Below are 24878 nucleotides of genomic sequence, written 5' to 3'. Positions count from 1 at the left end.
CCCCGACTTAGCGGCGTTTCTTGTCGCCCGGCTTGCCCCGGCGTCCGCCTCGTGGCGACTTATTGCCACCGGTTCGCACCGGCTTATCGAGTGGCGCGGAGGCGGGTGCGGCGAGCGCTCCTGCCGGCAACGCGGGACGGGGCAGCAGCTTGCGCTCGGCCAGTCCCCACAAGCTGGACGCGATGAAGTACAACGCCAGTCCGCTCGCCACTTTGAACAGCAGCAGCCCCATGAAACCCATCATGTACTTCATCATCTGCTGCTGCAGCCGCATCTGATCGTTAGTGGGTTCAGGCATGGTCATCTTGGACTGCACCAAGAACAACACGACCGACAGAATCGGGAGCAGATTCAGGTACGGCCCCAGGGCGATCATCCCCTCCCCGTTATCCCACCACCGTGGCGTCAGCGCCGACCAGTCGTAGAACATGTCGGGGGCCGCCAGGTTGCTACAGAAGCGAATCGCATCGCTAAAGAGCGGTGCCTGCCGCAGCTCAACATCAACCGCCAAGGCCCGGTACAGACCGATAAAGATGGGCAGCTGAATGAACATCGGCAGGCACCCCGCTGCCGGATTGTAGTTGTTCTTGCGGAAGAGCTCTTGCTGCGCGGCGGCCCGCTTCTGAGCGTCGGACTTGTAGCGTTCCGTGATACGGTCCAGCTCCGGTTTGAGGAGCTGCATTTTCTGCATGCTCTGTTGCTGGTGCTTGCTCAGCGGGAACATGGCGCCGCGGACCACCACCGTCAGCAAGATGATCGCGATCCCGTAGTTGCCGAAAATCGAGTGAAAGATATGCAGCAGACCCAGCATCGGACGCGCCGCCCAGCCGAACCAACCGTAGTACAGCACGCCATCGATCGCGTGATTCGGATCGTCATTAACGCGATACTCGGCGAGCAGTTCGGGGAGTTTTGGTCCGGCGAAGATGCGGTAGTCATCGACAAGCGCCGCTGCGCCCGGTTCAAGCTTCTCGGGCTTTCGGCTGAGCACAAACGAGGCGTTCTTCCAGCTATCGCGGACATCGCCGCCCGGGTCCGCGGTGGGCAGCACCGCGCGCACCTCAGAGAACCGAACATCCGTCAGCGTGGGCTTTTGCGGCATGATGATCGAAGCAAAGTACTGAGCATCAACGCCAACGTACGCCAACGGGGCCCCCTGCCCCATCGGATCAACATCGCCCTTCACCACCGACGCACAAGAAATCTGGGTAAATTTATCGTTGGCATAGCGCACCACCACGTCACGCAAGCCGTAGCTGCTGAAGCCGCGGCCGACCTTATACGCATACCAATGGCCTTCGATCGGTAAGCCATTCGGCCCGGTTAGCTCATAGCCGATCGCTTGCGCCCGTGTGCCGGTGTTGCGCACCGAGACCTGCAGATCGAAGTGATACGCAGGGGTCGCCTTCTGGACTCCTTCGGCGGGCAGCTGCGCCAGCACGTAGCGTTTCTCGATCGTCACTCCCAGATCGGCCAGTTGCTTGCTGAACGTGACGCTCTGCTCGTCCGCCTCGACCACGTTCCAGGTTTCGGTGGCGAGCCGACGATTCGCTTCCACGATCTCTTCGTCGTCCGTGTTGAGCGAACCAACGCGCGTGAGCCCCACCAACAGCGATCCGACCGACCGATAGGTTTCCGCGAGCGCGGGAGAGTGCAGCCGCACATTCTCCGCCTCGGGGCGGATCAGATCGAGCGTTTGGCGGATCAGCTTGATCTCGACAGAACGCTGCTTAGCGCCGGTTCGGCTGACGCCCAACCGAACCGTCTGGCCCGGCTTGGTGGTCGCGAGAGCGGCTTCGAGTTCTGCGGCTGAGGTGAGCGAATTTTTCTCGGTCGCCTGCCCTTCTTCGGCTTTTTTGGTCACCTGAATCGAGGTGATGATGTCACCCACTTGCAGACCGGCCTGCTCAGCGGGGGTGCCGCGGCCGACCAGCGTTATCTGGGCCCCCTTGGTGGGAGCGTCGATCGCACCGAGCCGTCCCAGATATCCGCTGCGGTCGTCCAGATCGCGATAGTCGGGGCTGGAGAGCTCGACCCGCTCGACCCCGGCACCCACGTTGTCCAGCGTGATCAACATCCGGTAGGGGGCCTCCGGATCGACCGAACCGAGGCCCACCTTCTGTGGCTCAGCGGCAGGGCCCTCTTCCGCGGCGATGGCGTTGTCCGGGTCGCTCGCGGTGGCGCTTAGCTCGGTCTTCCCGGCAGAGGGCTTGGCGATGTCGGCATCTTCCGCGAGTTCGTCAGCGAACTCGTCGGAATTCTCGTTAGCGACATTTCCGGCAGCGCCTTGGGCGGCCGGTTCAACCGGCGGCGGAGCCCCTAGTCCGCCGAACATCATCAAGATCGAGACCGACAACAACATGAACAGCAAGAACCGCTGATCAAAGGGCTGCGATTGGTCGCCGCGTGGACCGCGTGGCGTCATAGACTTGGGCCGAAGGTCGAAAGGGGAGAGAGGCGGCTACCAGAAAGGGATGCGGGCCGAGCCGTGCCCGCCCGGTAAAACGCCGCGCTGCTTAGCGGTCGGAACGCACCGCAGCAAAAACGGGGGTGGGGCGAAGGGTTGGTGTCGTGTGGGGCTAAAGCACCGCCGCAAAAAGCCAAACGCCGCCAAGAGGGCTGCGGAGGCCTTGCAGACGAAGCGCTAGCGTCCTTGCTTCAGACGATCACCCAGAAAATTGTCGAGTTCGGGAGTGGCGTAGATCTGGTCGGCCGTCGCGTTGATGTCGTATTCCACGCGGTGAAACGTAATCTGGTGATCTTCCTGAACGATGTAGCACGCTCGGGGATCGCCATCTCGGGGCTGACCAACCGATCCGACATTCACCATGAATTTTTGGTCGGTAACCGGATAAACGTAGTCGGTCTCTTCGGGGGTGATGAAGTTGCGGCTCTCGGTGAACACGCCGGGAACGTGCGTGTGTCCCTGGAAGCAGGCGTGCGTCACAAGGCTAAAAAGCTTCTCCATCTTCTTCTGGTTGTAGATGTCTTCCGGAAAAACGTACTCGTTCACCGGATTGCGGGCCGAGCCGTGCACGTACAGCCACGAGCCATCGCGATGGATCCGTGGCAGGCCGCCGAGAAAATCCCAGCGCTCGTCGGTGCGTTCGCGGCTGGCACGCGGATTCTCGAGCTGGTCGCGGGTCCAGAAAATGGCCCGCTCGGCACCACTGTTAAACCCTTCCGGGTCAAAGAGCGCGCCTTGGTCATGGTTGCCAAGCAGCGCGACCTTGCAGTTGTCGATCACCGCATCGAGGCACTCGCACGGGTTGGGCCCGTAGCCGATGACGTCGCCGAGGCAGAAAACCTCTTCGACCCGTTGCTCGGCGATGTGCTTCAGGACGGTCTTTACCGCCTCGAGATTGCCGTGGATGTCGCTGATGATCGCCCGTTTCAACGCACACGCCCTTCCGGCTGACCGCCGCTAAATCGATAATAATGCTCGCCGCGATCCCCCATCGCAGATTCCGCCGAACTCATAACACTAGAACCGGCAAAAACTTCGGTCAAGCCGAGGGCCCGTTCCCAGAGCCCCCTGGCCGGGGTTTGTTGGCTTGCCTGCCCGCAAGGCGATTTGATGTCCCTGAAAACTCGCCCCCACCAGATCGAGCCGCCCACTCGGCTGCTGGCCGTGGAAACCGCCGATCGGTACGGCTCGGTCGCCCTTGCGCAGATCACCGCTCAGGGGGCCCTCCAGCTGATTGGCTCCGCGGAATTACGCACGGATCAGCGGTCTGCCCAAAGTTTAGCACCGGCGATCGGGGCCTTGCTGGCCGAGCACGGTTGGTCGCCCCACTCGCTCGATGTGGTTGCCGTTGCCTCGGGCCCGGGCTCGTTCACGGGTCTCCGCGTGGGGGTCACCACGGCCAAAACGCTCGCCTATGCCGCCGGAGCCACCGTGGTCGGCGTCAACACACTGGCCGCTCTGGCCCACTCAGCGGAAACCACGGGGGCGGTTTGGGGGGTGCTCGACGCCCAGCGGGGCGAAGTCTTCGCGGTGCACTTCGCTGCCGGAGAATCCCCTGCAGCCGGCGTTGCGACCCAACGCCTCACCCTGCCCTCCTTCGTGTCCAAGCTCGTGAAAGGCGACCTCGTTGTCAGCCCGCTGGCGGCGAATCTGGCGGAGCGGGACGACTGGCCCTCCACCAGTCGAGCGATTCTCGCCAAACCGAGCGCTGTCGCGGTGGCCCATCTGGCGGCCGTCGAAGTCGCTGCCGGACGGTCGATCTCGCCGTTTGAGCTCACGATCGACTACTGCCGGCCCAGCGCTGCCGAGGAAAAAGCGGCACAGTCGGATTCAACCTGACGGCCCGGGCGGTTGGCCCGAAGGCTCAGCCCGCGGCAACCGCCTCGGCAAGGGCCTCGTGGGCGGCGCTGATCGTGTGATCGAGATCCGCGTCGCTGTGCGCAGCGGAGAGGAAGCAGGCCTCGTACTGGCTGCAGGGCAGATACACGCCGCGATCCAGCATGGCCCAAAAGAAGCGCCCGAAAAGAGCCGTGTCGCACTGCGCCGCGTCATCCCAAGAGCGAACCGGTCCCTTATGGAAGAACAGCGTCACCATGCTGCCGATGCTCTGCACAACATGCGGCACGCCGGCGGCTTGGGCCGCAGCGGCAAGGCCTTCGGCAAAGCGCTGACCGATCGCTTCGAGCCGCGGGTAAGGATTCGTCTCGCGCAGCGCCCGCAGCGTTGCCGCGCCAGCGGCGGTCGCCAAGGGGTTGCCGCTGAGCGTGCCGGCCTGAAACACGGGCCCCTCGGGCAGCACGTGCGCCATCACTTCCGACTTGCCGCCGTAGGCCCCGACCGGCAAGCCTCCGCCCACGATCTTTCCCAAGGTCGTTAGATCGGGCTCGATCCCCAATCGTTCTTGGGCACCACCGGGCGCGAGCCGGAAGCCGGTCATCACCTCGTCGCAAAGCAACAGAGCCCCGTGGGTCCTGGGGATGGTTTGCAGAGCAGCGAGAAATTCGGCACTCGGCACAATCACGCCCATGTTGCCGCACACTGGTTCAAACGCCACCGCGGCAATCTCGTTGCCATACTTGGCAAACGCCTGTGCGAGAGCTGCAGGATCGTTGTAGGGCAGCACCAGGGTGTCGGCCGCTGTGCCGGCGGTCACGCCGGGAGAGTTAGGCTGGCCCAGCGTCGCCGCGCTGCTGCCGGCGGCCACCAGCAGGCTATCGACGTGGCCGTGATAGTTGCCCGCGAATTTGATGATCCGATCGCGTCCGGTGTAGCCCCGCGCCAAGCGAATCGCGCTCATCGCGGCCTCGGTGCCCGAACTGACCAGCCGCACACGCTCAATGCTCGGCACCATCTCGATGATCAGCTGCGCGAGCTCGCTCTCTGCTTCGGTCGGGGCCCCGAAGCTTGCTCCCCGAGCAACCGCTTGCTGAACACCTTGAACCACCGCCGGATAGGCATGGCCGAGAATCATCGGTCCCCACGAGCCGATGTAGTCGATGTAGCGGTTTCCATCGACGTCGTAGAGATAAGCCCCTTCAGCGTGATCGATAAACAGGGGCTCGCCTCCCACCGCGCCAAACGCCCGCGCAGGACTGTTGACGCCCCCTGGCATCAGCCGCTTGGCTGTTGCAAAAGCGACGCGACTGTTGGCGTAGCGAGGGTCTGTCGAAGGCATAACGCAACGTTCTCAGAAACAACGGGAGTAATCCGGGCAGAAGAAATTCTCTAGCAGCGTGGCGCACTCACAGGCGATTCGCAAGCCGTGGCATACCGCCGGTTGAGGCACGCAGTTTCACGCGCTAGGGCTTGATTGGGCCCGGGATTGCCGCCGGTTTCTGGACCTCGTTCGGCACGGAACTGCTCGCAGGAGGCTTCGCTCGAAGCGATTCTGCTTCGCGGACTAACTGTTGAGCCTGCTCGATCAGCGGAGCCGTGGCGTCGCTCTCGGGGAGCACCCGGGAAACGGCAGCGGCCAGTTCGGCGGCCCCGGCGGCATCACCCGCGTGGAGCCGTTTGCGGGCCGCTGCGAGCCGATCACGCGTGTACTCGAACATCTGTGCCAATTCGGCGAGGCGATTCTTGCGGAGGGCTTCCGCCTCGGAACGAACGAGTTCGGCCAGCGCGGTCAACCGCTGAGATTCTTCCTCTTGGCCCTCCAAGCCTTCATCCACCGCCTGACTTTCAGCCAGCAGAGCCAAAGACTCCAGCGCCGCAGCGGCACCGTCCGGATCACGTTCACGTTGCAGCATCGTGCTGCGATACAGCAGGTCTTCGGGCTGGGCCGCGCGACCCAACCGCTCGCCGATCCACAGCGACAGAGCCCGTCGGTTCCGCATCTGCTGCAGCTCGACCGTACGGCCAAACTCGCGGACCTCGTCCGCGCGGGGATCGTTCGGGTAGAGGTCGAGGAAACGCTCGATGGAGCGTGCGGCCGTTCCCGGTGCCTGCACACTTTCGCGACTGGCCTGGATGCTTTCGTAAAGATCATCCGCCGCAGGAGGCCGGCTCCACCACCAAACAAAGAGCGTCAGCGCGGCCGCCAATGTCCCTAACCAGAGCAGCATCGCCACCAGCGAGCCGCGCATCGGGCCCGAATCTTCCTGATGCTCGTTCGCGGGCACGACGGTGTAGCGCGACGGTGCGCGCGTGAAGGGCTCGATAACGCCAGAGTCTTCGTGGACCTCGACGAGCGACAGGGCGTCTTCCTCTTCCTCCTGGTCTTCTAGGAGCGAATCGCCAGCGTGGGCGTCGCGTGTTTCATCCAGTGCCGCATCCAGAACGCTCGATGCCGCGGCGGGGGTCTCTGCCTCGGCGAGCTCAAAGCCATCCTCTTTGGGCCGCGCAAACGCTTTGAGCATCGCCTCCAGATGACGCGCCAGCACGTCCGTATTGGGGTACCGATCTGCTGGGTCTTTCTCCAGCAGTTGTTGCATCGCTTGCTCCAGCTGGACCGGCGTCTCGGGAGCGTAGCGCCGGACCGACTCGGGCATCGCCCAGCGTTGCATCTGCAGCATCGCCGCGACGTCGTCAGCCCGGAACGGTGTCCGACCGGTCAAGAGCGTGTACATGACACACCCCAAGGCGTATTGATCGCACCGGGCAGTGACGGGTTTGCCCGCCGCCTGTTCGGGCGACATATAGTCGGCGGTCCCCAAGACGCCCCCCGCGATCGTCGAGCCCGTGGAGCCAAACAGCCGAGCGATCCCGAAATCGGCAATCTTGATATCGCCACGCGGGGTCAGCAGCAGGTTGGCCGGTTTGATATCGCGGTGGACGACGCCGTGATCGTGGGCGTGCTTCAGGGCACGGCTGATCTGGATGGCGATCTGGGTCACTTCGCGCCAGGTGAACCGACGGCCGCGCCGTAGCTCTTGTTCAAGGCTCGGACCGTCCACCAACTCCATGGCATAGAACAGCTGGCCCGCCTCTTCGCCATGGCCCAGCAAGCGAACGATGCTCGCGTGACGCAGCTTGCGGAGCGAATCGATCTCGCTCTGAAAGCGATCGCGAAAGCCCTCGCTCGCCGCCAAATTGGAAGCCAAAGATTTGATCGCCGCGATCTCCCCCGTGTCGCGGTGAGTCGCCCGATAGACGCACCCCATGCCCCCTTTGCCGATCTGGCTATCAATAAAGTAGGGGCCGAGCCGCTCGGGGTTCATGGACGCACTAACCAGGAGAAGTAGTCGGGGTGGGGGGAACGGGGTCCTGCGCCAGACCGCACCGCTATCGGCCAATAAGTATCGCTACGGTCCTCTAAACAGCAACGTAGTTGACGACTGCTTGCGCAGCTAGCAGCGGCGGCCCCGACCGGCCTGGGAGCGGCGTGGCGGTTCTGTTAACAGACGCTCGCTAGTGCGCCTCGCACCCACTTCGTGCGAGCCGTCCCTGACGTGTCCGTCCTTGCAAGACAACCGGCCCCCCCTTCGGTCCCCGGCCCCTGCCATGCTTCCTTTCAATTCTCACGCTGCACGGTGTCCGACGGGCACTCTGCTTGCCGTTGTTCTTTGCGGGGGGCTCTTCGCCGGTAGCGATGTGGCCGCGACGGAGCCCCTTGCGCAAGCGATTGTTTTGAACGACACCACCTGCTGGACCTCCGCCGAAACGCGTTCGCCGGCTTGTCGGCTCAAAGCGGGTTCCAGGGTGGTTGTTTACCTTGAGCGTGACGGTTTCACCGCGATCCGCCCGCCGGCCGACGCCACAAGTGGAATCGATGCGCAGGTTGTCCAGCGCGAGCCCGACGGTTGGGGAACCCTTCTCCGGCCCGCCGACGCCCTGGCCTGCAACAACGCAGGGCTCCGTGCTGAACGTACCCTCCGGCTCGCTGCGGGAGAAAGAGTTCGGCTCATCAGCCGTGTGAAGCAAGCCAGCGGCAAGGTCTGGTGGCGCATCGAACCACCAGAAGGTGACTACCGCTGGGTCCGCACGACCGACCTACGATTCGCAGAGACACCGGTCCGTGAAGCCAGCATCACCGAGACGGGCCGCTCCGGCGCTTCTGTAGCAACCGTCGCCCATGAGGCCGAGGCCGACGAACCGCCGCCGCTGTTTCAGCTCCCGGCTCTGCCCCACGCCACCGCAGCAACTTCCCCGCCGAGCAGTTCGCCCTCGCGCTACCCGAGCACCGCACGTTCTGTAACTGCTGCGCCGGACGCTAGCGCCGAAGTCTCGTCGCTAGCGCCTTCTGCCACCCCGCTGACTCCTTCCCGTGCGTTGCCCCGAGCCCCCCTTGCGGAAGTCACGCCATCTAAAGCGGACGAAGCCCCCTTCGCTGCTCGCTTGTCGGCAGCCGAGTTTGCGCTCTCGACGGTTGTCGCAAACGCGACTTCGTCGTGGCGACTAGGACCGCTCCGGGCGGAAGCCGATCTGCTCTCGCTGGCCGCTGCCGACGAGCGTGAGCGTGCGCTCGCACGCGATCTGGCAACGCGGATCGATCGGTTTGCCGATATCGCGAATCGCTCAGCAGTAGCCGGAACCACGCGGCTGGCCCCTCCCGTCCGCCGTACCAAGACCAGTCCCTCAAACCCCGCCAGCGATGATTCTGAGAACGAAGCAGCTCGGCTGGGTTACGACGCCATCGGCAAACTCCGACCAGTCGTCTCTTCAACGCCCGGCGCTCCTACGCATGCCCTGGTTGGAGCAGAGGGACAAATCGTTACGCTGGTCACCGCTTCGCGCGGCGTCGATCTGGCACCCCTTCTGGGCAAGCGCGTCGGCGTGAGCGGATCGCGAGGCTTCATGCCGCAGTATGGCAAAGATCACCTGACCGCGCAGCGCGTCACGCCGGTGGGCGAATTGCGTCGCTAGCGCAGTCGCTCGCGCAGCTCGTCGGCCAGCCGTGCCACCTTCGGATCCGGATCCCGCAGGGCGATCGTCAGCGCCTCGCGAACCAGCGACGCATGCGGCGACGCACCGAGCGCCTGCAGCGCCTCCGCCCGAACTCCCGCATTCTCATCACGGGCCAGCAGCAACATCAGGCGTGTCGCGTCGGCCCCGCCAAAGCTCAGCAGCTCGTCCACCAACGACCGTCGCACCGCAACGCTCGCGGACACCATCTTCACCGCTTGCTCACGCTGGAGCGCTTCGTAGCCGCGTCGCTGTAGTTCTGATACGACCTCAGCGAGGCGCGGATTTTCTGCCACCGGGCGAGGGGCAGGACCACGCGCTTGCGGGGTCGCCGCTTCTGATGTCATCGGGCTGACTCGTAGCAGCTCGGCGATCAGTTGCTGATCGGTCATCGTCCGCGGACGCAGCAGCGCGAGGTCTTCCACCACCGGATCAAGCGTCTCGGTCTTCAAGCTTGCGGGGTCGTCCGAGGGGTTTTTCGCTACAGATTCGGGACCCCCGGAGTCCAAGGTCTGTGCTTCGCGCCATGCGGGACGCCACGCTGCGGGTTCTTTCGCTAAGTCATCCCGCGATTCGAGCGGCCCGGAGCGAGGTTCTTCGTTGAGTGGCAAGGGCTCGCGCGGCACCAGGGCTAAGGTGCTCGTCTCAAGCGGCTCGGGGGCCGCTGGGCGGGCATCGGAGTTAGCCTCTTGGCGGCGGGCTGTGTCACTAACGAGCGACTCGACGGGCTCACCCCCATGAGTTGGCCCCACCACGGAAGCGTCTTGCTGGGGTGCGAGGGGCAAGTCTGCCATCGGCGGCACTTCAGCCAGCTGGCTGAGCAATTCACTCGCGGCCCCCATCACGATCATTCGATCTTCTTGCGGCAACGTTGCCGCCTGGCGGAGCAACTCTTTTCCGAGCCTCTCGGCCCAAACCACCCCGCTCCGACTAAGACGCTGTGCCCGATTGCCAAGCGCGCCGCAGAGCGCTACCAATCGGCCGCTCAAGCGGGAATTGTCCGCCGCTCGCCCCAGCACGCGCCAGCGATCCACTAAGGATTCGATCGCCCTGCGAGCCGGCTCAGCGATTCGAGGATCGCGGTCGATCGCGTTCTCCAACAGGCGTTCGACGCTTTCGCTATCGAACGCTAGCAACGCATCGTAAGCAGGCGTGCCGGCTTCGCGAGCGGCAACACCAACCCGATCCGCGATCAGGGACCTTACGCCCAGGTAGAACCCCAACGCTAGCACGCCCCCTAACACCGGCATCCAACTGAGAGCGAACAGCGTGCGGGCGCGGGCGATCATGAAGGAGAGTGTCAAGCGGAAGCGGGGTTCACGGCAAGGTCAAAGCGCAGGGTACCAGCAACGCCAGCGTCGGAAAGAACGATTCGCCGATTGCCTCACGCTGCTCTCTTGCGCGAGCCGATGGCAACACGGAAGTCGTTTTCGAGTTGTCGGAGGGGGGCCGCTGAAAAGCGAGGCCTACGACAGCGGCGCCGGCCGGGGGGGATCGTGGCGTTCCGTATTGCTAAAGCGCTGCGCGCTCGCAGAGAGTGCGCTGCTCCTTATGCCGCAATGGCCTGTGTCATGCTCTGCGCGAGCGTGACGGCTGCCGACGATCGCCCCACGGGCGATAGCAGTTCGTCGGCGTTGCAAGCCGCTCAGCAAACGATCCCCTGGCAAGCACTCTCCGCGGCTCAGCAGCAAGCCGTCGCCGAAGTCGTCAACGACTCGACGCTCTTTCGTCGGTTGCCAACGCGTGTCATCGACTGCGATGCCGAGCTCTTTGACCATCTGGCCGAGCATCCCGAACTGGTCGTCGAGACCTGGAATCTGATGGGCGTGAGCCAAGTGGGCCTCCGCCGCACCGGCCCCAACAACTACTCCGCGACCGACGCCGCGGGCGGGCAAGGCAGCATCCAGATTCTGGATCGACGCCAGGAAGCCAACGGCGTGACCCACGTGCTCGCCTACGCCCGCGGAATCTATCGGGCCCCGCCGATGCCGGCCTCTTTGACCGCCACGACCGTCATGGTCATGCGCTCACACCCTCACCGCGAAGCCAACGGCCGCACCCACATCACCACCGAGATGGACGCCTTTATTCGCCTGGATCGCCCCGCGGCTGAGCTGGTCATGCGTACGCTCAAACCACTCGTGACGCGCACCGCGGATCACAACTTTGTGGAAACCATGCGCTTCGTGTCGCTGTTCTCGCGCACCGCGGAACAGAACCCCGAGGGAATGCAGCGCTTGGCCGAGCAGCTCACGGAGGTGGACGACGCCACGCGTGCGCGGTTCATCGCGGTCTGCCACCGCACCGCCCAGCGCTCGCTCGCACGGCGCGACGAGCGGCTCCGTTTGGCGTCAACGGGTCAGTAGCACTCCGCCCTCTTCACCCCGACGCGAAGCGCTCCGCGGCGAGCTGAGCCAGGCCCTTCAGGTCGAGCTTGCCCGAACCCAGCAGCGGCAACGCTTCGACCTCCAAGAAACTGTCTTGTGAGGGGATCCATAAGTTTGGAAGGTCGATCGCGCGCAGGTGATCGGCAATCTCTGCGGGGGTTTTCGTCATCGGCAGGTGGACCACGATCAGCCGCTCGCCCTTCTTCTCATCAGGAACTGCGGTCACCACCGCCACTTGATGCTCGGCGTCGTCTCCCGCGACAAAGTCTTGGATCGCCTCCTCGATTCGCACGTGGGGCACCATCTCGCCGCCGATCTTCGAGAACCGACTCTGCCGGCCCGTGATGTGGATAAAGCCTTGCTCGTCGATGCGGGCGATATCGCCCGTGACGTACCATCCGTCGCGCACAACTTCGGCGGTCTTCTCGGGCTGATCAAGGTAGCCGACCATGCGGTTGGGACCCGCGACCTCGAGCATGCCGTCTTCATCTACGCCGAGCAGTTCGCGGGTCTCCGGGTGTACCACCCGGGCCGATACCCCCGGCAGCGGAAGGCCGATACTGCCTTCGCACGCATCGGGTCGCTTTCCTGAGGAACGGTTGGGGGGGATGTTGACCGCCGCCACGGGGGCCAGTTCGGTGGCGCCGTAACCTTCTGAGGGCCGCACACCGAACCGCGCTTCGAACGCATCGCTCAGCGCGATCGGGAGCTTCTCGGCACCGACAATAGCCATCTCGAGCGAAGCGAAGTCCTCGGGCGGCACGCGCTTGATATACGATCGCAAGAACGTGGGCGTGCTGAGCAAGATCGTCGCCCCCGACGCCTGGCACAGCTTGCCAACCTGGCGCGCATCCAGCGGATTGAAGTGATAGGCCCCGCCGAGATCCAGCACTAACGGTGCCCACAGCGTTACCGTGTATCCGAAGGCGTGAAAGAAGGGCAGGATGCCGAGGATCACGTCGTCGGCACGCAGGTTCACGGCCGAGTCGAACGAACGGATATTCGCCACGAGATTGCGATGGCTGAGCATGACCCCCTTGGGGATGCCGGTCGAGCCGCTCGTGAAGATAATGGTGACTAGGTCGTCAAGCTGGAGCGTGGTCAGGCCAAGTTGCTGCTCCAGCAAACCGATCGGCGCGACGTAGGCCGCGGCAGCCGATGCAAGCTTGTCCATCGTCGTGACCTTGTCACGCAGGGACTCGAGCAACACCACTCCGGCGTCGATCGTGATGCCCAACTTGTCTAGTACTTTCTGCGTGGTCAGAACGTGCCGGATGCCCGCCGCTCGGACACAGGCGTTGATCACCTCGGCCGAGGCAGAGTAGTTCAGGTTGACCGCCACGCGCTTGGCGAGCGAAAGTGCCGCGTTGACCACCACGGCTCCATTGGCGGGCGGCAGCAGCACCCCAACGCGTTGCTCATCGGGCCCGATCACGTGACGCAGCAACAGCCGCCGCAGCACTAGCGACTTGGTCAAGAGCTCTCCGCCGGTGAGCTTGTCACCCGTTGAGTCGATCAGCTTGCGGCGTCGCGACGCACGTCGGCAGGCCCGCAGCATCAGCCGGGGCAACGGCATGGCGTCGGTCAGGTCCAGCTCCGGAGCCGTGGTTTCAGCGCGTTTCGTCATGGGGGAAACGAAAATACGAGGGAGGCAAAAACTGGGGGAAGTAGCAGAAAAACTCGATGATGGGGAACACCACGAGCCGCCCCGCGGCTCCTCAACAAACCAAACAACAAAAAAAGCGGGCCGCGTCTACACCACGTTCTTCCCCGCCCTTGTGGCAAACGGTGGTCGCCTTCTGCCCCCGCCGCTTGTTACGATAATTACCTAGTCGTCTTCCCTTTTCCCTTCGCCCCCATCGCAAAGCGGTTGCCGTGGCCAGCGTTACTCTCACGGGTGTTCACAAGAAGTACCCCGACGGTTTCCACGCCGTTCGGGGTGTCGATCTCGAGATCGCCGATGGCGAGCTCGTTGTGCTGGTCGGCCCCAGCGGGTGCGGCAAGAGCACCACGCTGCGAATGATCGCGGGTCTTGAGGAGGTCTCTGCCGGCGAAATCCGCATCGGCGATCGTCTGGTTAACGAAGTCGAGCCGGGCGATCGAGACATCGCCATGGTGTTCCAAAATTATGCGCTCTACCCGCACATGACGGTCCGCCAGAACATGGCGTTTGGCCTGAAGATGCGCCGCACCCCCAAGCCACAGATTGCCGAACGGGTGGCGACCGCGGCGGCCATGCTGGGCATCGAGGCGCTGCTCGACCGCCGGCCCCGCGAGCTCTCCGGGGGCCAACGCCAACGGGTGGCGCTCGGCCGAGCCATCGTCCGCGATCCCGCGGCGTTCCTGTTCGACGAACCACTCTCGAACCTCGACGCCAAGCTCCGCGGAGAAACCCGCACCGAGATCGCCGCGCTGCACCACCGGCTCGACGCCACCATGATCTACGTGACCCACGACCAAGTCGAGGCGATGACGCTCGGCCAGAGGCTCGTGCTGATGAACCACGGCATCGTCCAACAGGTGGGCCCCCCGATGGAGGTTTACACCCGCCCCGCCAACCGCTTTGTGGCGACCTTTGTCGGCAGTCCCGCGATGAATCTGGTTGAAGGCCGCATCGAACGTGGGCGGTTCCACGCCCCGCAGATCGGTGCCGGATGGGACGTTGGTGCCCGGGAAGAGGGCCCCGCGGTGCTCGGCGTGCGTCCTGAAGACCTCATGCCCGCAGGGGGCAGCGCGCCGGTTTTCGCGACCGGTCAGCTCACCGTTGTGGAACGGTTGGGGCACGAAACGCTCGCGCACTATCGCCTGGGATCGACAGACACCGTCTGCATCGCGCGTTTGCCGGCCGATGGGGGGGGGCCGCCCCCCGAGACGGCACCACTGACGATCCGTCCGGCAGGCCTGCATCTGTTCGCCGGCGATGCGGCCGCGGTGCGTCTCAACTAACGCCCGCTCTCGTGGCTTATCTCTTCCCCCCGCGCGTGGGAGTGATTTTCCGCTCAGCGCCCGAGCAAGGAGTCGGTCCGACGGGCTTTAGAGACACAATGAAGATATCTTTATGACTTCACCTTCGAAAGAAATGGTGCTTTTACGACATCATTTATTGCTGCCGCCGTCAACTCTCGATGCCTCGTAAATCGCCGTAAACAATTCCTCAGTAATATCTTACGGCGTTAGGACATCACTACTGGCACGGGGTGAGCATAAGAGGTTGGCGAAGCCGAGGCGAACCCCGCCCGGCCCCCTCCCAACTCACTTGCACTGGAATGTCGCCATGTACCGCCCCGCCTCAGTCGTCGCCCTCGCTCTGACACTCGCCCTGACCGCCGCTTCGGCCGAAGCCGGCAACAAGAAGAACTTCGGCGGCATTTCGCTGCCCGGCTCGATCCAAGTTGGCAACCAGAAGATCAACCTGGGCCAAATCGTTGGCGGTGGTCCGCGGGTTTCGTTGCCCACGCCCCGGATCGTGACGCCGATCCCTCACCCCACGCCCAAGCCCTGCCTACGACCCCCCGTTCATCACCCAGCCCACCCGCCGATCGCCTGCCCCACGCCCGTTTACCCGACTCCGCTCCCCGCTCCCACCGTTGTGCAGCATCCGGTCGTCACTCCGGGCGTGCAGTGGTACTTCGGCATGAGCCTCGAACGGGTCACCACGCAGTACGGCATCGGCTTGCGGATAACGAGCCTCACCCACGGAGCCCCCGCCCACTTGGCCGGACTTGAGAACGGCGACATCCTGCTGGCGTCGAACGGCCAACCGCTGCAAGGTGCCCAGACGAACGAGCACGGCGTGGCGCTGGTTCAAGCCTCGATCGGCAACGGCACGCCTGCCCCCACCGCGACCACCACGGTGGTTGGCTACGTGCCCTCCGCGGCACCGACCGCTCTGATGCTGGTGCTCGACTCGCGGACTGGGCAAGCGACTTATGTCTCGGTGACGCCGCAGAACCTGTGGTCGACTCCGGTGCCGCAGCCCACCCCCCCGGCACCGACCGCCACCTTCTAAGTTATTCGCTAACAACCCCCAAACTAAGCCGGCCGCTGGGGAACCTGGGTTCCCCGGCGGCCGGCTCTTTTCTCCCACCCAGAAGTTGCCAACTGATATTCGAGCCGCAGCGGCTACGCTCTCCGCGAGCCGGCTCCCCGGCGACGGAGCACCAGCGTTGCGGCCGCGGTGGCGACAAGCGCCATGCTGGCCGGCTCGGGCACCAGCTGGAAGTTCGCTGCCGAGATCGTCGGCAATAGCGCGATCGCCTCAGCACCGGTCGGGTTCGTGAGTCGTGCCAGGATCTTCAGGTCGGACGTTGTTTCGCTCAGGTCGGTTGAGTACACCAGACGGCTCATCGCTAGGTTGCTGTTGTGATAGATAAAGAAGCCGGGGGTCGGCGTGTCGATCTGTGCCGCGATCAGCGCGGCGGCCGTTCCCGCCAAGAAGGGGGTGGCCGGATTGGCGTCGCTGTCGGTGTCTTGCAGCACAATGACATTCACACCCGACGAAGGCAGACTGGCCGCCATTGAGTTCTGATGCGTGAGCGATTCAATGCCAAACGCCGCGGCATTGAAGGCAAAGACATCGGCCGCGAAGTCAAAGTCGGGAACGAAAACTTCGTTGCCAACGATCTGCCGGCCCGGCGTTTCCAGGGCGGTTGTCCCCGCGAAAGGGGGCGGGTTGAAAAGCACCTGGGCGGCTTCAGCCGGGACCCCAGCAACAAGCCAAGAAAGCGTGGCGGCCAGCAGGCCAACGCGAGCGTCGAGCCCAGCGCGTACAGGAAGCGCAGTGATCATCATGAGATCTCTCAGAAGCAAAGGAAACCAAAGGGCGGCGCAACGACCCTCGCCCATTGGACTTGCGGGGCGATATTCAAAGCGAACTCGATTGCGAGGGGCACCGCCTAATAACAACCGATGTCGCCGCCCGATGAATCCCTTGCGGCAAACTTAAAAATTCGGGAGAGAAAATCGCCGCAAGAATACTGCCTCACTAATCCTGCTAAGAGCTAGCGTGGATCTAACACTCGGCGATGACTTCTCGTCTGGCTCTTCGATGCGCTTTAAGCGGACTCACGCGGTGGACTTAATCGCGTAGATCCTCACGCTTGCGGCGAACTCGTTGACGTCGTAACGAGTCAATAGCTCAACAAGCTGGCTGTGAATTTCAGAAGTGGCACTGGGGTTGGGGCTACCGCAGCAACCGCCCACCTCGACAACGGGGAGCCCGTAGGCCGGCGGTGCCGGAACGCAGCAGGCCGCATTCTCTGCCTTGGCGTAGGCGTTGAGATCAGCCCCGGTGTCGAGAACTTCGACCGCGCCAAACCCCGTATCGATGAGCATCTGGCGGTACGCTTCGATCGGAATCGCTCCCGCGATGCAGCCGATATAAGCCGACAGATCGGTGGCGAGTTCGGCGGGCAACGGCTGCTTCAGCGCGATGTCGCTCACCGCAACCCGGCCGCCGGGTTTCAGCACCCGAAAGACTTCACGCAACACGGCCCCCTTGTCGGGGGCCAGATTGATCACGCAGTTGCTGATGACACAATCAACCGACTCCTCCGCCAGCGGTAGCTTGTCGATGGTCGACTGGTGGAACTCGACGTTCGCTAATCCTTTCTTCTCGGCGTTACGCCGCGCGAGATTGACCATCTCTTGGCTCATGTCGATACCGATCGCCTTGCCGGTCGGGCCGACCTTCGGCGCGGCCAGCAGCACATCGAGCCCTCCGCCGCAACCCAAATCAACAACCACCTCACCCGCGTGCAACAGCGCGGTGGCAAGGGGATTGCCGCACGAGAGGCCCATGTTCGCCTCGGCAGGGATCGACGCCAGCTCTTCGGCAGAGTAGCCGAACGCCTCAGCGACAGATCGCACGCCGGCGTGATCGCTCGAGAGCCCCAAACCCGCCACGGCGGAATACTGCTTACGAACTTGCTGGAGTAGAGACTCGGGGTCGGACATTTGATTAACTCCTAGAGGAGGTAAGGAATCGCATTGCACTCCGCCGGAGATACCAAACTACCCAACCAACTTCACCGTGCGATGCGTTGTCCTTTGGTTGCCGATAACGTTCCGTAGCGAGACGAAAACCGCTCAGCATCACACGGTTCGGCGTGTTGGCAACTGATCCGACGGGTCGGTAGCAGTGAACCGGGTCTCTGGCAGTGAACGGCGTCATAACGATTTGATGCACCGACAGTCTGCCAGCCAATTACTCTAATACGACCCTCACCGAGCGGGATTTCGCTACCCGGTAGCGTCGCCCTAAATCGTTTTCGCCGCCACCCTCGCCTTGAAGCAAATTACGCTAAGCTACTCCCCAGCCGGAGAGGACCGGGCGACCGCTGGTTGGCGCTTCATCGCGTCGACGGGAGGAAAGTCCGGGCGGCACAGGGCAGGGTGGTGGGTAACTCCCACCGGCCGCGAGGCCAGGGCAAGTGCAACAGAAAGCAAACCGCCGATGGGAACGACGGTAGCGGCTCCGCCGCCAAGGCGTTCCACAGGTAAGGGTGAAACGGTGCGGTAAGAGCGCACCAGCGGGCGGGGCGACTCGCTCGGCTAGGTAAACCCCACCCGACGCAAGGCCAAACAGGGGGCATGAGTCGGCCCGACTCGCTATCGACCCCCGGGTAGGCTGCTCGAGGCGGCGGGCAACCGCCGCCCTAGAGGAATGGTCGCCGCCACGCTGGCAACAGCGCGGCACAAAACCCGGCTTACAGGTCCTCTCCGGCTTTCTTTTCTATCCGCCCTGGGCATCACAGGGCCCCCGCGGCCAGGCCCCGACGCAAGCACAAAAGCCGCCCCGGCGGTTTTCCGGGGCGGCTTGATAGGCAAATCAGCCTCTGTTCCGTCCGCGTTACCCGCTCAGAGCGTGCCGCGGAACGGCGACGAGCTCGAAGGCATCCCGCCCGACAGGGTCGGTTGGTGCGAGTGCGAAGGCGCGCCGGCGGTGCTGGCGGCGGCCGGCGTCGGCGACGGTGCCGGCAGGTTGCGACGCTTGGGCGGTGCGGTCCGTTCGGCGGGGATCATCTCCTGCTCGACCGTCTGCAACAGCTTCGAGATGCAGAGCTTGTTCATGCTGGTCCGCAGGTCGTGCGCCTCGGTCCGCAGGTACTCGTGCATGCTCTTGGGCAAGCGGACAGTAATGACGCGGGTGGGCTCGGTCTCCGTGTCGGCCGAGGCCTTGTTCTCACGCAGCTTGACTACCATCCGCTGGATCTCAGCAAACTCTTCGCTCTTCTCAAACTCGGTCAGGTCGTCGAAATTGGGATAAGTCCGACGGACCACCCCTTCGATACCCAACACCTCGCGGAAGAACGTCACCCAGTCAGGGTCTTGCTGGTACAGACGCTGAGCGATCTGCAGCAGCTGCTGATACTGGGCACCGGGCTGACCCGACGGGGTGGTGGTGGTTTGGGGGGTGGCTTGTGACGATTCGGTAAGCACGCGGCCGTCTCCTTCCAGTCGTGTGGACATGCCGGGGCCAACTCCAGCCCCACGCGGTTCTGCTGGCATTCTCCCCCCCGGGCAAACCGACCCCACTGATCCGTTTGAGTGCATGCACTTACAGCGAAATCGACCCGCTGCCTAAATCCGGGCAGCCCCTGCCCGGCGCATGGGCACGTCGATCGTGCCCAAGCTTTAGGCACGGCAGGTTTTCCCGCCGACACGGGTGTCCACCCGGTTTCTTTGTCTCGCAACTCCAAGAAATCGGGGAAGAGACGCCCCGATCGACAAAAAAAAGCCGAGCCCCGCGCGGGGCTCGGCTTTTTGATCGGCTCAGGAGGAATCCCGCGGCAGGCGGCTGCTAGCACGCGGGTCCGGCCCGCGGCACCCACTCAGGCCAGCTCGTCGCGGATCCGTTCGAGCAGGCGCTTCGTGAGCCGCACGCCTTCGTACTCGCCCGGCTTCTCGCCCTCCCACTCGATGCCCACGTAGCCGCGGTAGCCCGCATTCAGGACGATCTTCATCATCCGCTCGTAGTCGGTCCGCACCTCGAGCCCCTGGTCGTTGAACTCGTGGCTCTTGGCCGAGACGGCCTTGGCAAAGGGCATCAGCTCGGTGACCCCCTGATAGCGGTCGTACCAAACCTCCTTGGGCTCATCCCAGCCGTTGAGGCGGAAGTTGCCGAAGTCGGGCAGCGTGCCGACATTGGCCATGCCAACCCGCCGCATCACGCCGGCCAGCCAAGCGCCGTTGCTAGAAAGGCCGCCGTGGTTCTCAACGAGCACGTTCAGGCCAAAGGTCTGAGCGAGTTGGCCCAGACGCCCCAGACCATCGGCCGCCAGGGCCAGCTGCTCGGCGTAACTCCCCTGCGATTTCGCGTTTACGCGGATCGAGTGGCACCCCAACCGCTTGGCGGCTTCGAGCCAGCGGAGGTGGTTCTCCACCGCTTTTCCGCGGGCATCGTCGCTCGGATCGCCCAGATCGCCTTCCCCATCGACCATAATCAGCAGGCTTTGAACCCCGTGATCCCGGCAGCGGGTGTCGAGATCGGTCAGATAGGTCGCGTCGCGGGCCTTATCCTTAAAGAAGACGCTGACGTACTCGACTGCCTCGATGTCGAATTCCTCGCGGGCAACGCGGGGGAAGTCAAGATTATCCAGGTCGCCAGCCCGGATTGCCGTGTGCAGCGACCACTCGGCCAGGGAGATCTTGAACGGCGTGACGGCGGACGTCGCCCAGGCCTGTCGCGGCAGAGCCACTGCTGCGGCGCTCGCCGCGACGGTTTGCAGGAAGCGACGACGCGGCAAGGCCGCGATTGCCGGTGTTTTGGCGGGCGAGACGCCGCGAGGGCCCTGGATCATGGGGTTGGTTCCTTGGTGACGGGCGAGAACAGCAATGTACCGGATGAATCACAAGCCCTGCATTCTCGCTGCCGGGCCCTCAGGAAGCAACTTGCTGTGGTCGCCGGGCCCGCGGGCATTGACCCTTTCTATAGCGGCAATGAGAATCCGAGGCTTCCTAAGCTTACTAAGGCCACGTGATAACGTCGTCGTGAGGTCTCGCTAAGAGCGGAAGCCAACACGACCGCTTCGGCACCGCCCGTGGTTCCGCCCGCTGATACGTCCCCGTTGAAGGAGTGATTTGCATGTCTGTCGCCGCCACCGCTCAGCCCATTACGATGAAAGCCGGCAAGCTCAGCGTGCCGAACACGCCGATCGTGCCGTTCATCGAGGGGGACGGCACCGGCCCCGACATCTGGCGTGCCAGCCAGCTCGTCTTCGACGCGGTGGTCAAGAAGGCCTACGGCGGCGAACGTCAGATCGCCTGGAAAGAGGTTCTCGCCGGGGAGAAGGCCTTCAAGCAAACGGGCGAGTGGTTGCCCGAGGCAACGCTCGAAGCATTCCGCACCTACCTGGTGGGCATCAAGGGCCCGCTCACCACACCGGTCGGCGGGGGCATCCGCTCGTTGAACGTGGCGCTCCGCCAGGTGCTCGACCTGTACACCTGCCTGCGGCCGGTTCAGTACTTCACCGGGGTCCCCACGCCGGTCAAGCAGCCCGAACTGACCGACATGGTCATCTTCCGTGAGAACACGGAAGACATCTACGCCGGTATCGAGTTCGAAGCGGGCTCGGCCGACTGTGACAAGTTCAAGCAGCTGTTTGCGGAGGCCTTCCCCGAGCGCTGGAAGAAGGTCCGCTTCCCCAACTCGGTCGGACTGGGCCTCAAGCCGGTTTCAGCCGAAGGGACCAAGCGTTTGGTGAAGGCAGCCGTTCACTACGCGATCGATAACGATCGCGAATCGGTGACGCTGGTTCACAAGGGGAACATCATGAAGTTCACCGAGGGGGCCTTCCGCGACTGGGGCTATCAACTGGCGGCAGAGGAATTCGGTGCCCAACTGTTGGACGGCGGCCCCTGGCACGTCATCAAGAAGGGCACGCACGGTGCCCAGCGCGACATCGTTATTAAAGATGTCATCGCCGACGCCATGCTGCAGCAGATCCTCACCCGCCCGGCCGATTACGACGTCGTCGCGACGCTGAATCTCAACGGCGATTATCTGTCCGACGCCCTGGCAGCCTGTGTCGGCGGCATCGGCATCGCCCCGGGCGGCAACATCAACTACGACACCGGCCACGCCATCTTCGAGGCGACCCACGGCACAGCGCCCAAGTACGCCGACCAAGACAAAGTGAACCCCGGCAGCGTGATCCTCTCGGGCGAGATGATGCTCCGCCATCTCGGCTGGACCGAGGCGGCCGACCTGATCATCAAGGGCCTCAACGGCGCGATCGGTGCCAAGACGGTCACCTACGATTTCGAACGCCTGATGGACGGTGCCAAGCTGGTCAAGTGCAGCGAGTTCGGCGAGGCGATCATCAAGCACATGGCGTGAGTCCCCGCACGAGCCCTTCCCTCAATTCCTGCACGCCTACCGATGCTCCCACCGCGCACTGCTGAGGCCCGTGCGCTGGAGGTCGCCCGGGCTTTGCCGGGCGACCGCGTGCTGGGCGTTACGCTCGGCCGCGTGCAGACGCTCGCAGCGCTGGCGGAGGAACGCCCCGCGGGGCGTGCGGTCTGCTGGATGCTCGACGAGCATCACGCGAATCTCGCCCGACAAAGCGCGCTGCCTGCGAATCTCTCGATCGTTTGCGCCGCAGATCCCCCTGAGGAACCGTTTGATCTGGCGGTGGTCCCCGTCTCGATGCGCGGGGAAGCGGAGCTGGCACGCGAGACGCTGCAAGAGCTGGCCCAACGGTTGAGCCCCGATGGCGTGCTCGTCGCGGCGAGCGACAACCCGCGCGACAGCTGGCTGCGTCAACAGATGGACGCGCTGCTACCCGGTGTGCGATTGCACCGATTCTCTGACGCGGTTGTCTACTCGGTCGTCAAGCAGCAACCGCTGAAGCGGCGGCGTGACTTCTCGTGTGAGTTCGCCTTTCGCGATCGACAGCGGCTGTTGCAGGCGGTCTCTCGGCCCGGTGTTTTCTCTCACCGGCGTGTTGATCCGGGCGCGCGGCGGTTGCTCGAAGCGCTCGAAGAGGCCGCGGGCGAGAATGTGCTCGAGATCGGTTGCGGAGCCGGTGTGGTGTCTTTAGCCCTGGCGGCGCATTTACCGCAGGCCCAGGTGCTGGCGGTCGATAGCCACACCCGAGCCGTGCAGTGCACGCAGCGTGGGGCTGAGCTGAATGCACTGCCCAACCTGCGCGTGCTGTGCAACGCCACGGGCGAATACCCCGCGGCCGGCACGTTCGATCTGGCGATCGCCAATCCGCCGTACTACGCCGACCACGCGATCGCCCAGCGCATGATGGCCGCCGCCGCACGCAGCTTAAAGCCCGCGGGCCGTTTGCTGGTCGTGACAAAAACCCCCGGGTGGTACTTCCAGCAGCTTGACGATGCCACGTGGGGTTCGCTGCAGACCGAGGAAGTAAAGCGCTACCACTTGGTGCGAGCCATCCGCCGCTGAGGGGCGGCGTGCTAGGCTCGATCGCCAACGCAGAGCGTTACTTGACGCCCCACGCTAAGACGCCGCCCCGCTGGGGTTGAGACCGTCCCCTGCCCTCGGCAGACGGTGACGCCCAGCGATCGGGCCGCAAAGACGCGCCCCACCGCTTGGGCACCAACACGTTCGTGCGCGCGAAGGGAGGGGCGATTTCCGATCGCCACTCCCATCAACAGCCGACGGTACCCTTCTGCCGTGAGCCGCCGGATCGCCTCGCCGAGCAACCGACCATACACCCCTTGTCGACGGCAGTCGGAACGCACCGCCGCCGCGAAGAGCCACGCCTCGTCGTCGGCCAGCAGATAACGCAAGCCGAGTTGCTGCTCAGTAAAGCCGCCGGTCGCAATCCACGCAACGCCCACCGCTTCACCGCCGCGAAGCGTCGCCAGCGCCCGATGCTTGACGGGATTCCAAGCGTCGCGGGTTGCTGCGGAGCTGATCGATGTCAGCGGAGCCAGTTGTTCGGGCCGTTCGATCCAGGTGAGGCGTTCTTCAATCTGGATGTTGGGGGCGAGAGCGGTACCGATAGAAGCACCGATTGAAGCACCGTACAGATCGATCGCATAAACGGTGAACGGGCGAGCCCGTAGCAGCCCCGCCGGCAAAGCGTTGACCGCCCGTTTCGCGATGCGATAGAAGGCGTAGGAAGAGATACGGACGCTCCCGCGGGGAATTCGCTGCCACTCTTGGTGAGCGTTACCCTAGCCTGTCAGTCAGCGCGCTACCAAAAATTGTGCAGGAAAAACGATGCCGCTGGGGACGTGCATCCTGCCCCTACTCGGCCAGCCCTTCGAACAGAGGCGTCGAGAGGTAGCGTTCGCCCAGTGAGCACATGATGGTGACGATCCGCTTGCCGGCCATCTCGGGGCGCGCCGCGACCTTTGCCGCTGCGCACATGTTGGCACCGCTCGAGATGCCCGCCATGATCCCCTCCTCCTTCGCCAGGCGGCGCCCCCACAAGAAGGCCTCCTCATTGCTCACCTGAATCACTTCGTCCACGAGCGACGTGTCGAGGTTCCCGGGTACGAAGCCGGCACCGATCCCCTGGATCTTGTGCGGCCCCGGTTTGCCGCCCGAGATCACCGCCGAATCGACCGGTTCGACGGCGATCGCCTTGAACGCGGGGTTCATCTTTTTGAGGTATCGGCTGCTGCCGGTGATCGTCCCGCCGGTGCCGACGCCGGCCACAATGCAGTCGATGTCGTGCGCTGAGTCTTCCCAGATCTCGGGGCCGGTGGTGGCCTCGTGGATCGCGGGGTTGGCGGGGTTTTCAAACTGCTGGGGCATCCAGCAGCCCGGCTCGGCAGACATCTCCGTAGCGCGCGAGATCGCTCCCTTCATCCCCTCGGCCGCCGGGGTCAGCACCAAGTGGGCCCCCAGGGCCTTGAGCAACGTCCGCCGCTCGACGCTCATGCTCTCGGGCATGGTGAGCGTCAGCTTGTACCCCTTCGCCGCGCAGACGAACGCCAGGGCGATACCCGTGTTGCCGCTGGTGGGTTCGACGATGTGCGTGTCGGGCTTGATGTGTCCGTCGCGCTCGCCGGCCTCGATCATCGCTGCCCCGATCCGATCCTTTACGCTGTTCAGGGGCTGAAAGAACTCGCACTTGGCGAATACCGTCGCGTGACCCTCGGGCACCAGGCGATTGATGCGGATCATCGGCGTGTCGCCGATCGCGGTCGCGGCGTTGTCGTACGTACGATTGCGGGGCATGGGAAGCGTGCGGAAGGGA

The 24878-nt window shown here is 64.1% G+C and carries 19 protein-coding genes and 1 other RNA gene; 8 read left to right on the top strand and 12 right to left on the bottom strand.

All coding sequences use genetic code 11. From position 1 onward, the window contains the following. Positions 1–7 precede the first annotated feature (7 nt). Complete coding sequence (locus Pla111_RS00950; protein WP_146570493.1) at positions 8–2425, bottom strand: YidC/Oxa1 family insertase periplasmic-domain containing protein; 2418 nt, start codon at positions 2423–2425, stop codon at positions 8–10. Between the two features lie 219 nt (positions 2426–2644). Further along, the gene (locus Pla111_RS00945; protein ID WP_146570491.1) at positions 2645–3397 is read right to left on the bottom strand and encodes a metallophosphoesterase family protein; all 753 of its coding nucleotides are present in this window, start codon (positions 3395–3397) and stop codon (positions 2645–2647) included. A 180-nt stretch (positions 3398–3577) separates the two neighbouring features. Between Pla111_RS00945 and tsaB the strand changes: the two genes are divergently transcribed. Further along, entirely contained in the window at positions 3578–4306 is a 729-nt protein-coding gene (gene tsaB / locus Pla111_RS00940) for a tRNA (adenosine(37)-N6)-threonylcarbamoyltransferase complex dimerization subunit type 1 TsaB (protein ID WP_146570489.1), read from the top strand. 25 nt (positions 4307–4331) lie between these two features. Here tsaB and hemL read toward each other — a convergent pair whose 3' ends face one another. Together hemL and Pla111_RS00930 are read right to left on the bottom strand one after the other, a co-directional pair. Beyond that, on the bottom strand, positions 4332–5642 hold the full coding sequence (gene hemL, locus Pla111_RS00935; protein ID WP_146570487.1) for a glutamate-1-semialdehyde 2,1-aminomutase: 1311 nt from the start codon (positions 5640–5642) through the stop codon (positions 4332–4334). Positions 5643–5766: 124 nt separating this feature from the next. After that, a complete protein-coding gene (locus Pla111_RS00930; RefSeq protein WP_146570485.1) occupies positions 5767–7626 on the bottom strand; it encodes a serine/threonine-protein kinase in 1860 nt (619 codons plus the stop codon). 409 nt (positions 7627–8035) lie between these two features. On the opposite strand from Pla111_RS00930, the gene Pla111_RS00925 reads away from it, so the two are divergent. Continuing rightward, positions 8036–9271 (top strand): hypothetical protein, encoded by a 1236-nt coding sequence (locus tag Pla111_RS00925; protein ID WP_146570483.1) that lies wholly within the window; start codon positions 8036–8038, stop codon positions 9269–9271. Here Pla111_RS00925 and Pla111_RS00920 read toward each other — a convergent pair. Beyond that, positions 9268–10614: a HEAT repeat domain-containing protein gene (locus Pla111_RS00920; RefSeq protein WP_146570481.1), complete on the bottom strand. Its 1347-nt coding sequence runs from the start codon at positions 10612–10614 to the stop codon at positions 9268–9270. The two genes, Pla111_RS00925 and Pla111_RS00920, sit on opposite strands and share 4 nt — an antisense overlap. 255 nt (positions 10615–10869) lie before the next feature. Here Pla111_RS00920 and Pla111_RS00915 point away from each other — a divergent pair, with 255 nt between their 5' ends. Then, positions 10870–11676 carry a hypothetical protein gene (locus Pla111_RS00915; RefSeq protein WP_146570479.1) on the top strand — a complete coding sequence of 269 codons (807 nt, stop codon included), beginning with the start codon at positions 10870–10872 and terminating at the stop codon, positions 11674–11676. 13 nt (positions 11677–11689) lie between these two features. Here the strand turns inward: Pla111_RS00915 and Pla111_RS00910 are convergent, their stop codons facing one another. Further along, entirely contained in the window at positions 11690–13324 is a 1635-nt protein-coding gene (locus Pla111_RS00910) for an AMP-binding protein (protein WP_146570477.1), read from the bottom strand. Between the two features lie 248 nt (positions 13325–13572). Between Pla111_RS00910 and Pla111_RS00905 the strand changes: the two genes are divergently transcribed. Then, positions 13573–14643, top strand: a complete 1071-nt coding sequence (locus Pla111_RS00905) for an ABC transporter ATP-binding protein (protein ID WP_146570475.1) — start codon at positions 13573–13575, stop codon at positions 14641–14643. Positions 14644–14971: 328 nt separating this feature from the next. Continuing rightward, complete coding sequence (locus tag Pla111_RS00900) at positions 14972–15706, top strand: PDZ domain-containing protein (protein ID WP_146570473.1); 735 nt, start codon at positions 14972–14974, stop codon at positions 15704–15706. A 113-nt stretch (positions 15707–15819) separates the two neighbouring features. On the opposite strand, the gene Pla111_RS00895 is transcribed toward Pla111_RS00900, so the two are convergent. Next, on the bottom strand, positions 15820–16488 hold the full coding sequence (locus tag Pla111_RS00895; protein WP_197524645.1) for a PEP-CTERM sorting domain-containing protein: 669 nt from the start codon (positions 16486–16488) through the stop codon (positions 15820–15822). A 273-nt stretch (positions 16489–16761) separates the two neighbouring features. Next, positions 16762–17652 carry an arsenite methyltransferase gene (arsM, locus tag Pla111_RS00890; protein WP_146570469.1) on the bottom strand — a complete coding sequence of 297 codons (891 nt, stop codon included), beginning with the start codon at positions 17650–17652 and terminating at the stop codon, positions 16762–16764. Positions 17653–18016: 364 nt separating this feature from the next. Here arsM and rnpB point away from each other — a divergent pair. After that, an RNA gene (gene rnpB, locus Pla111_RS00885) (RNase P RNA component class A) lies at positions 18017–18423 on the top strand. A 132-nt stretch (positions 18424–18555) separates the two neighbouring features. On the opposite strand, the gene Pla111_RS00880 is transcribed toward rnpB, so the two are convergent. Both Pla111_RS00880 and Pla111_RS00875 read right to left on the bottom strand, forming a co-directional pair. Further along, entirely contained in the window at positions 18556–19167 is a 612-nt protein-coding gene (locus Pla111_RS00880) for a hypothetical protein (protein WP_146570467.1), read from the bottom strand. 362 nt (positions 19168–19529) lie between these two features. Continuing rightward, positions 19530–20498, bottom strand: a complete 969-nt coding sequence (locus Pla111_RS00875) for a sugar phosphate isomerase/epimerase family protein (protein ID WP_146570465.1) — start codon at positions 20496–20498, stop codon at positions 19530–19532. Between the two features lie 284 nt (positions 20499–20782). Here Pla111_RS00875 and icd point away from each other — a divergent pair, with 284 nt between their 5' ends. Both icd and Pla111_RS00865 read left to right on the top strand, forming a co-directional pair. Further along, the gene (gene icd, locus Pla111_RS00870; protein WP_146570463.1) at positions 20783–22036 is read left to right on the top strand and encodes an NADP-dependent isocitrate dehydrogenase; all 1254 of its coding nucleotides are present in this window, start codon (positions 20783–20785) and stop codon (positions 22034–22036) included. 42 nt (positions 22037–22078) lie between these two features. After that, on the top strand, positions 22079–23110 hold the full coding sequence (locus tag Pla111_RS00865; RefSeq protein WP_146570461.1) for a class I SAM-dependent methyltransferase: 1032 nt from the start codon (positions 22079–22081) through the stop codon (positions 23108–23110). An 11-nt stretch (positions 23111–23121) separates the two neighbouring features. Here Pla111_RS00865 and Pla111_RS00860 read toward each other — a convergent pair whose 3' ends face one another. Continuing rightward, positions 23122–23751 (bottom strand): GNAT family N-acetyltransferase, encoded by a 630-nt coding sequence (locus Pla111_RS00860; RefSeq protein ID WP_197524644.1) that lies wholly within the window; start codon positions 23749–23751, stop codon positions 23122–23124. A 169-nt stretch (positions 23752–23920) separates the two neighbouring features. Beyond that, a complete protein-coding gene (gene cysK / locus Pla111_RS00855; protein ID WP_146570457.1) occupies positions 23921–24859 on the bottom strand; it encodes a cysteine synthase A in 939 nt (312 codons plus the stop codon). Positions 24860–24878: the final 19 nt, after the last annotated feature.

Origin of the sequence: Botrimarina hoheduenensis (assembly GCF_007859815.1) — a bacterium.
GTDB lineage: Bacteria > Planctomycetota > Planctomycetia > Pirellulales > Lacipirellulaceae > Botrimarina > Botrimarina hoheduenensis.
This window is presented reverse-complemented; position numbering and strand designations above follow the sequence as displayed.

What these genes read in the sequence shown, in the direction of transcription:
- icd (WP_146570463.1), top strand. Translation starts at nt 20,783, where the DNA reads ATGTCTGTCGCCGCCACCGCTCAGCCCATTACGATGAAAGCCGGCAAG.
- tsaB (WP_146570489.1), top strand. Translation starts at nt 3,578, where the DNA reads ATGTCCCTGAAAACTCGCCCCCACCAGATCGAGCCGCCCACTCGGCTG.
- Pla111_RS00900 (WP_146570473.1), top strand. Translation starts at nt 14,972, where the DNA reads ATGTACCGCCCCGCCTCAGTCGTCGCCCTCGCTCTGACACTCGCCCTG.
- hemL (WP_146570487.1), bottom strand. Translation starts at nt 5,642, where the DNA reads ATGCCTTCGACAGACCCTCGCTACGCCAACAGTCGCGTCGCTTTTGCA.
- Pla111_RS00950 (WP_146570493.1), bottom strand. Translation starts at nt 2,425, where the DNA reads ATGACGCCACGCGGTCCACGCGGCGACCAATCGCAGCCCTTTGATCAG.
- Pla111_RS00910 (WP_146570477.1), bottom strand. Translation starts at nt 13,324, where the DNA reads ATGACGAAACGCGCTGAAACCACGGCTCCGGAGCTGGACCTGACCGAC.
- Pla111_RS00915 (WP_146570479.1), top strand. Translation starts at nt 10,870, where the DNA reads ATGGCCTGTGTCATGCTCTGCGCGAGCGTGACGGCTGCCGACGATCGC.
- Pla111_RS00865 (WP_146570461.1), top strand. Translation starts at nt 22,079, where the DNA reads ATGCTCCCACCGCGCACTGCTGAGGCCCGTGCGCTGGAGGTCGCCCGG.
- Pla111_RS00930 (WP_146570485.1), bottom strand. Translation starts at nt 7,626, where the DNA reads ATGAACCCCGAGCGGCTCGGCCCCTACTTTATTGATAGCCAGATCGGC.
- Pla111_RS00880 (WP_146570467.1), bottom strand. Translation starts at nt 19,167, where the DNA reads ATGTCCACACGACTGGAAGGAGACGGCCGCGTGCTTACCGAATCGTCA.
- cysK (WP_146570457.1), bottom strand. Translation starts at nt 24,859, where the DNA reads ATGCCCCGCAATCGTACGTACGACAACGCCGCGACCGCGATCGGCGAC.
- arsM (WP_146570469.1), bottom strand. Translation starts at nt 17,652, where the DNA reads ATGTCCGACCCCGAGTCTCTACTCCAGCAAGTTCGTAAGCAGTATTCC.
- Pla111_RS00895 (WP_197524645.1), bottom strand. Translation starts at nt 16,488, where the DNA reads ATGATGATCACTGCGCTTCCTGTACGCGCTGGGCTCGACGCTCGCGTT.
- Pla111_RS00875 (WP_146570465.1), bottom strand. Translation starts at nt 20,498, where the DNA reads ATGATCCAGGGCCCTCGCGGCGTCTCGCCCGCCAAAACACCGGCAATC.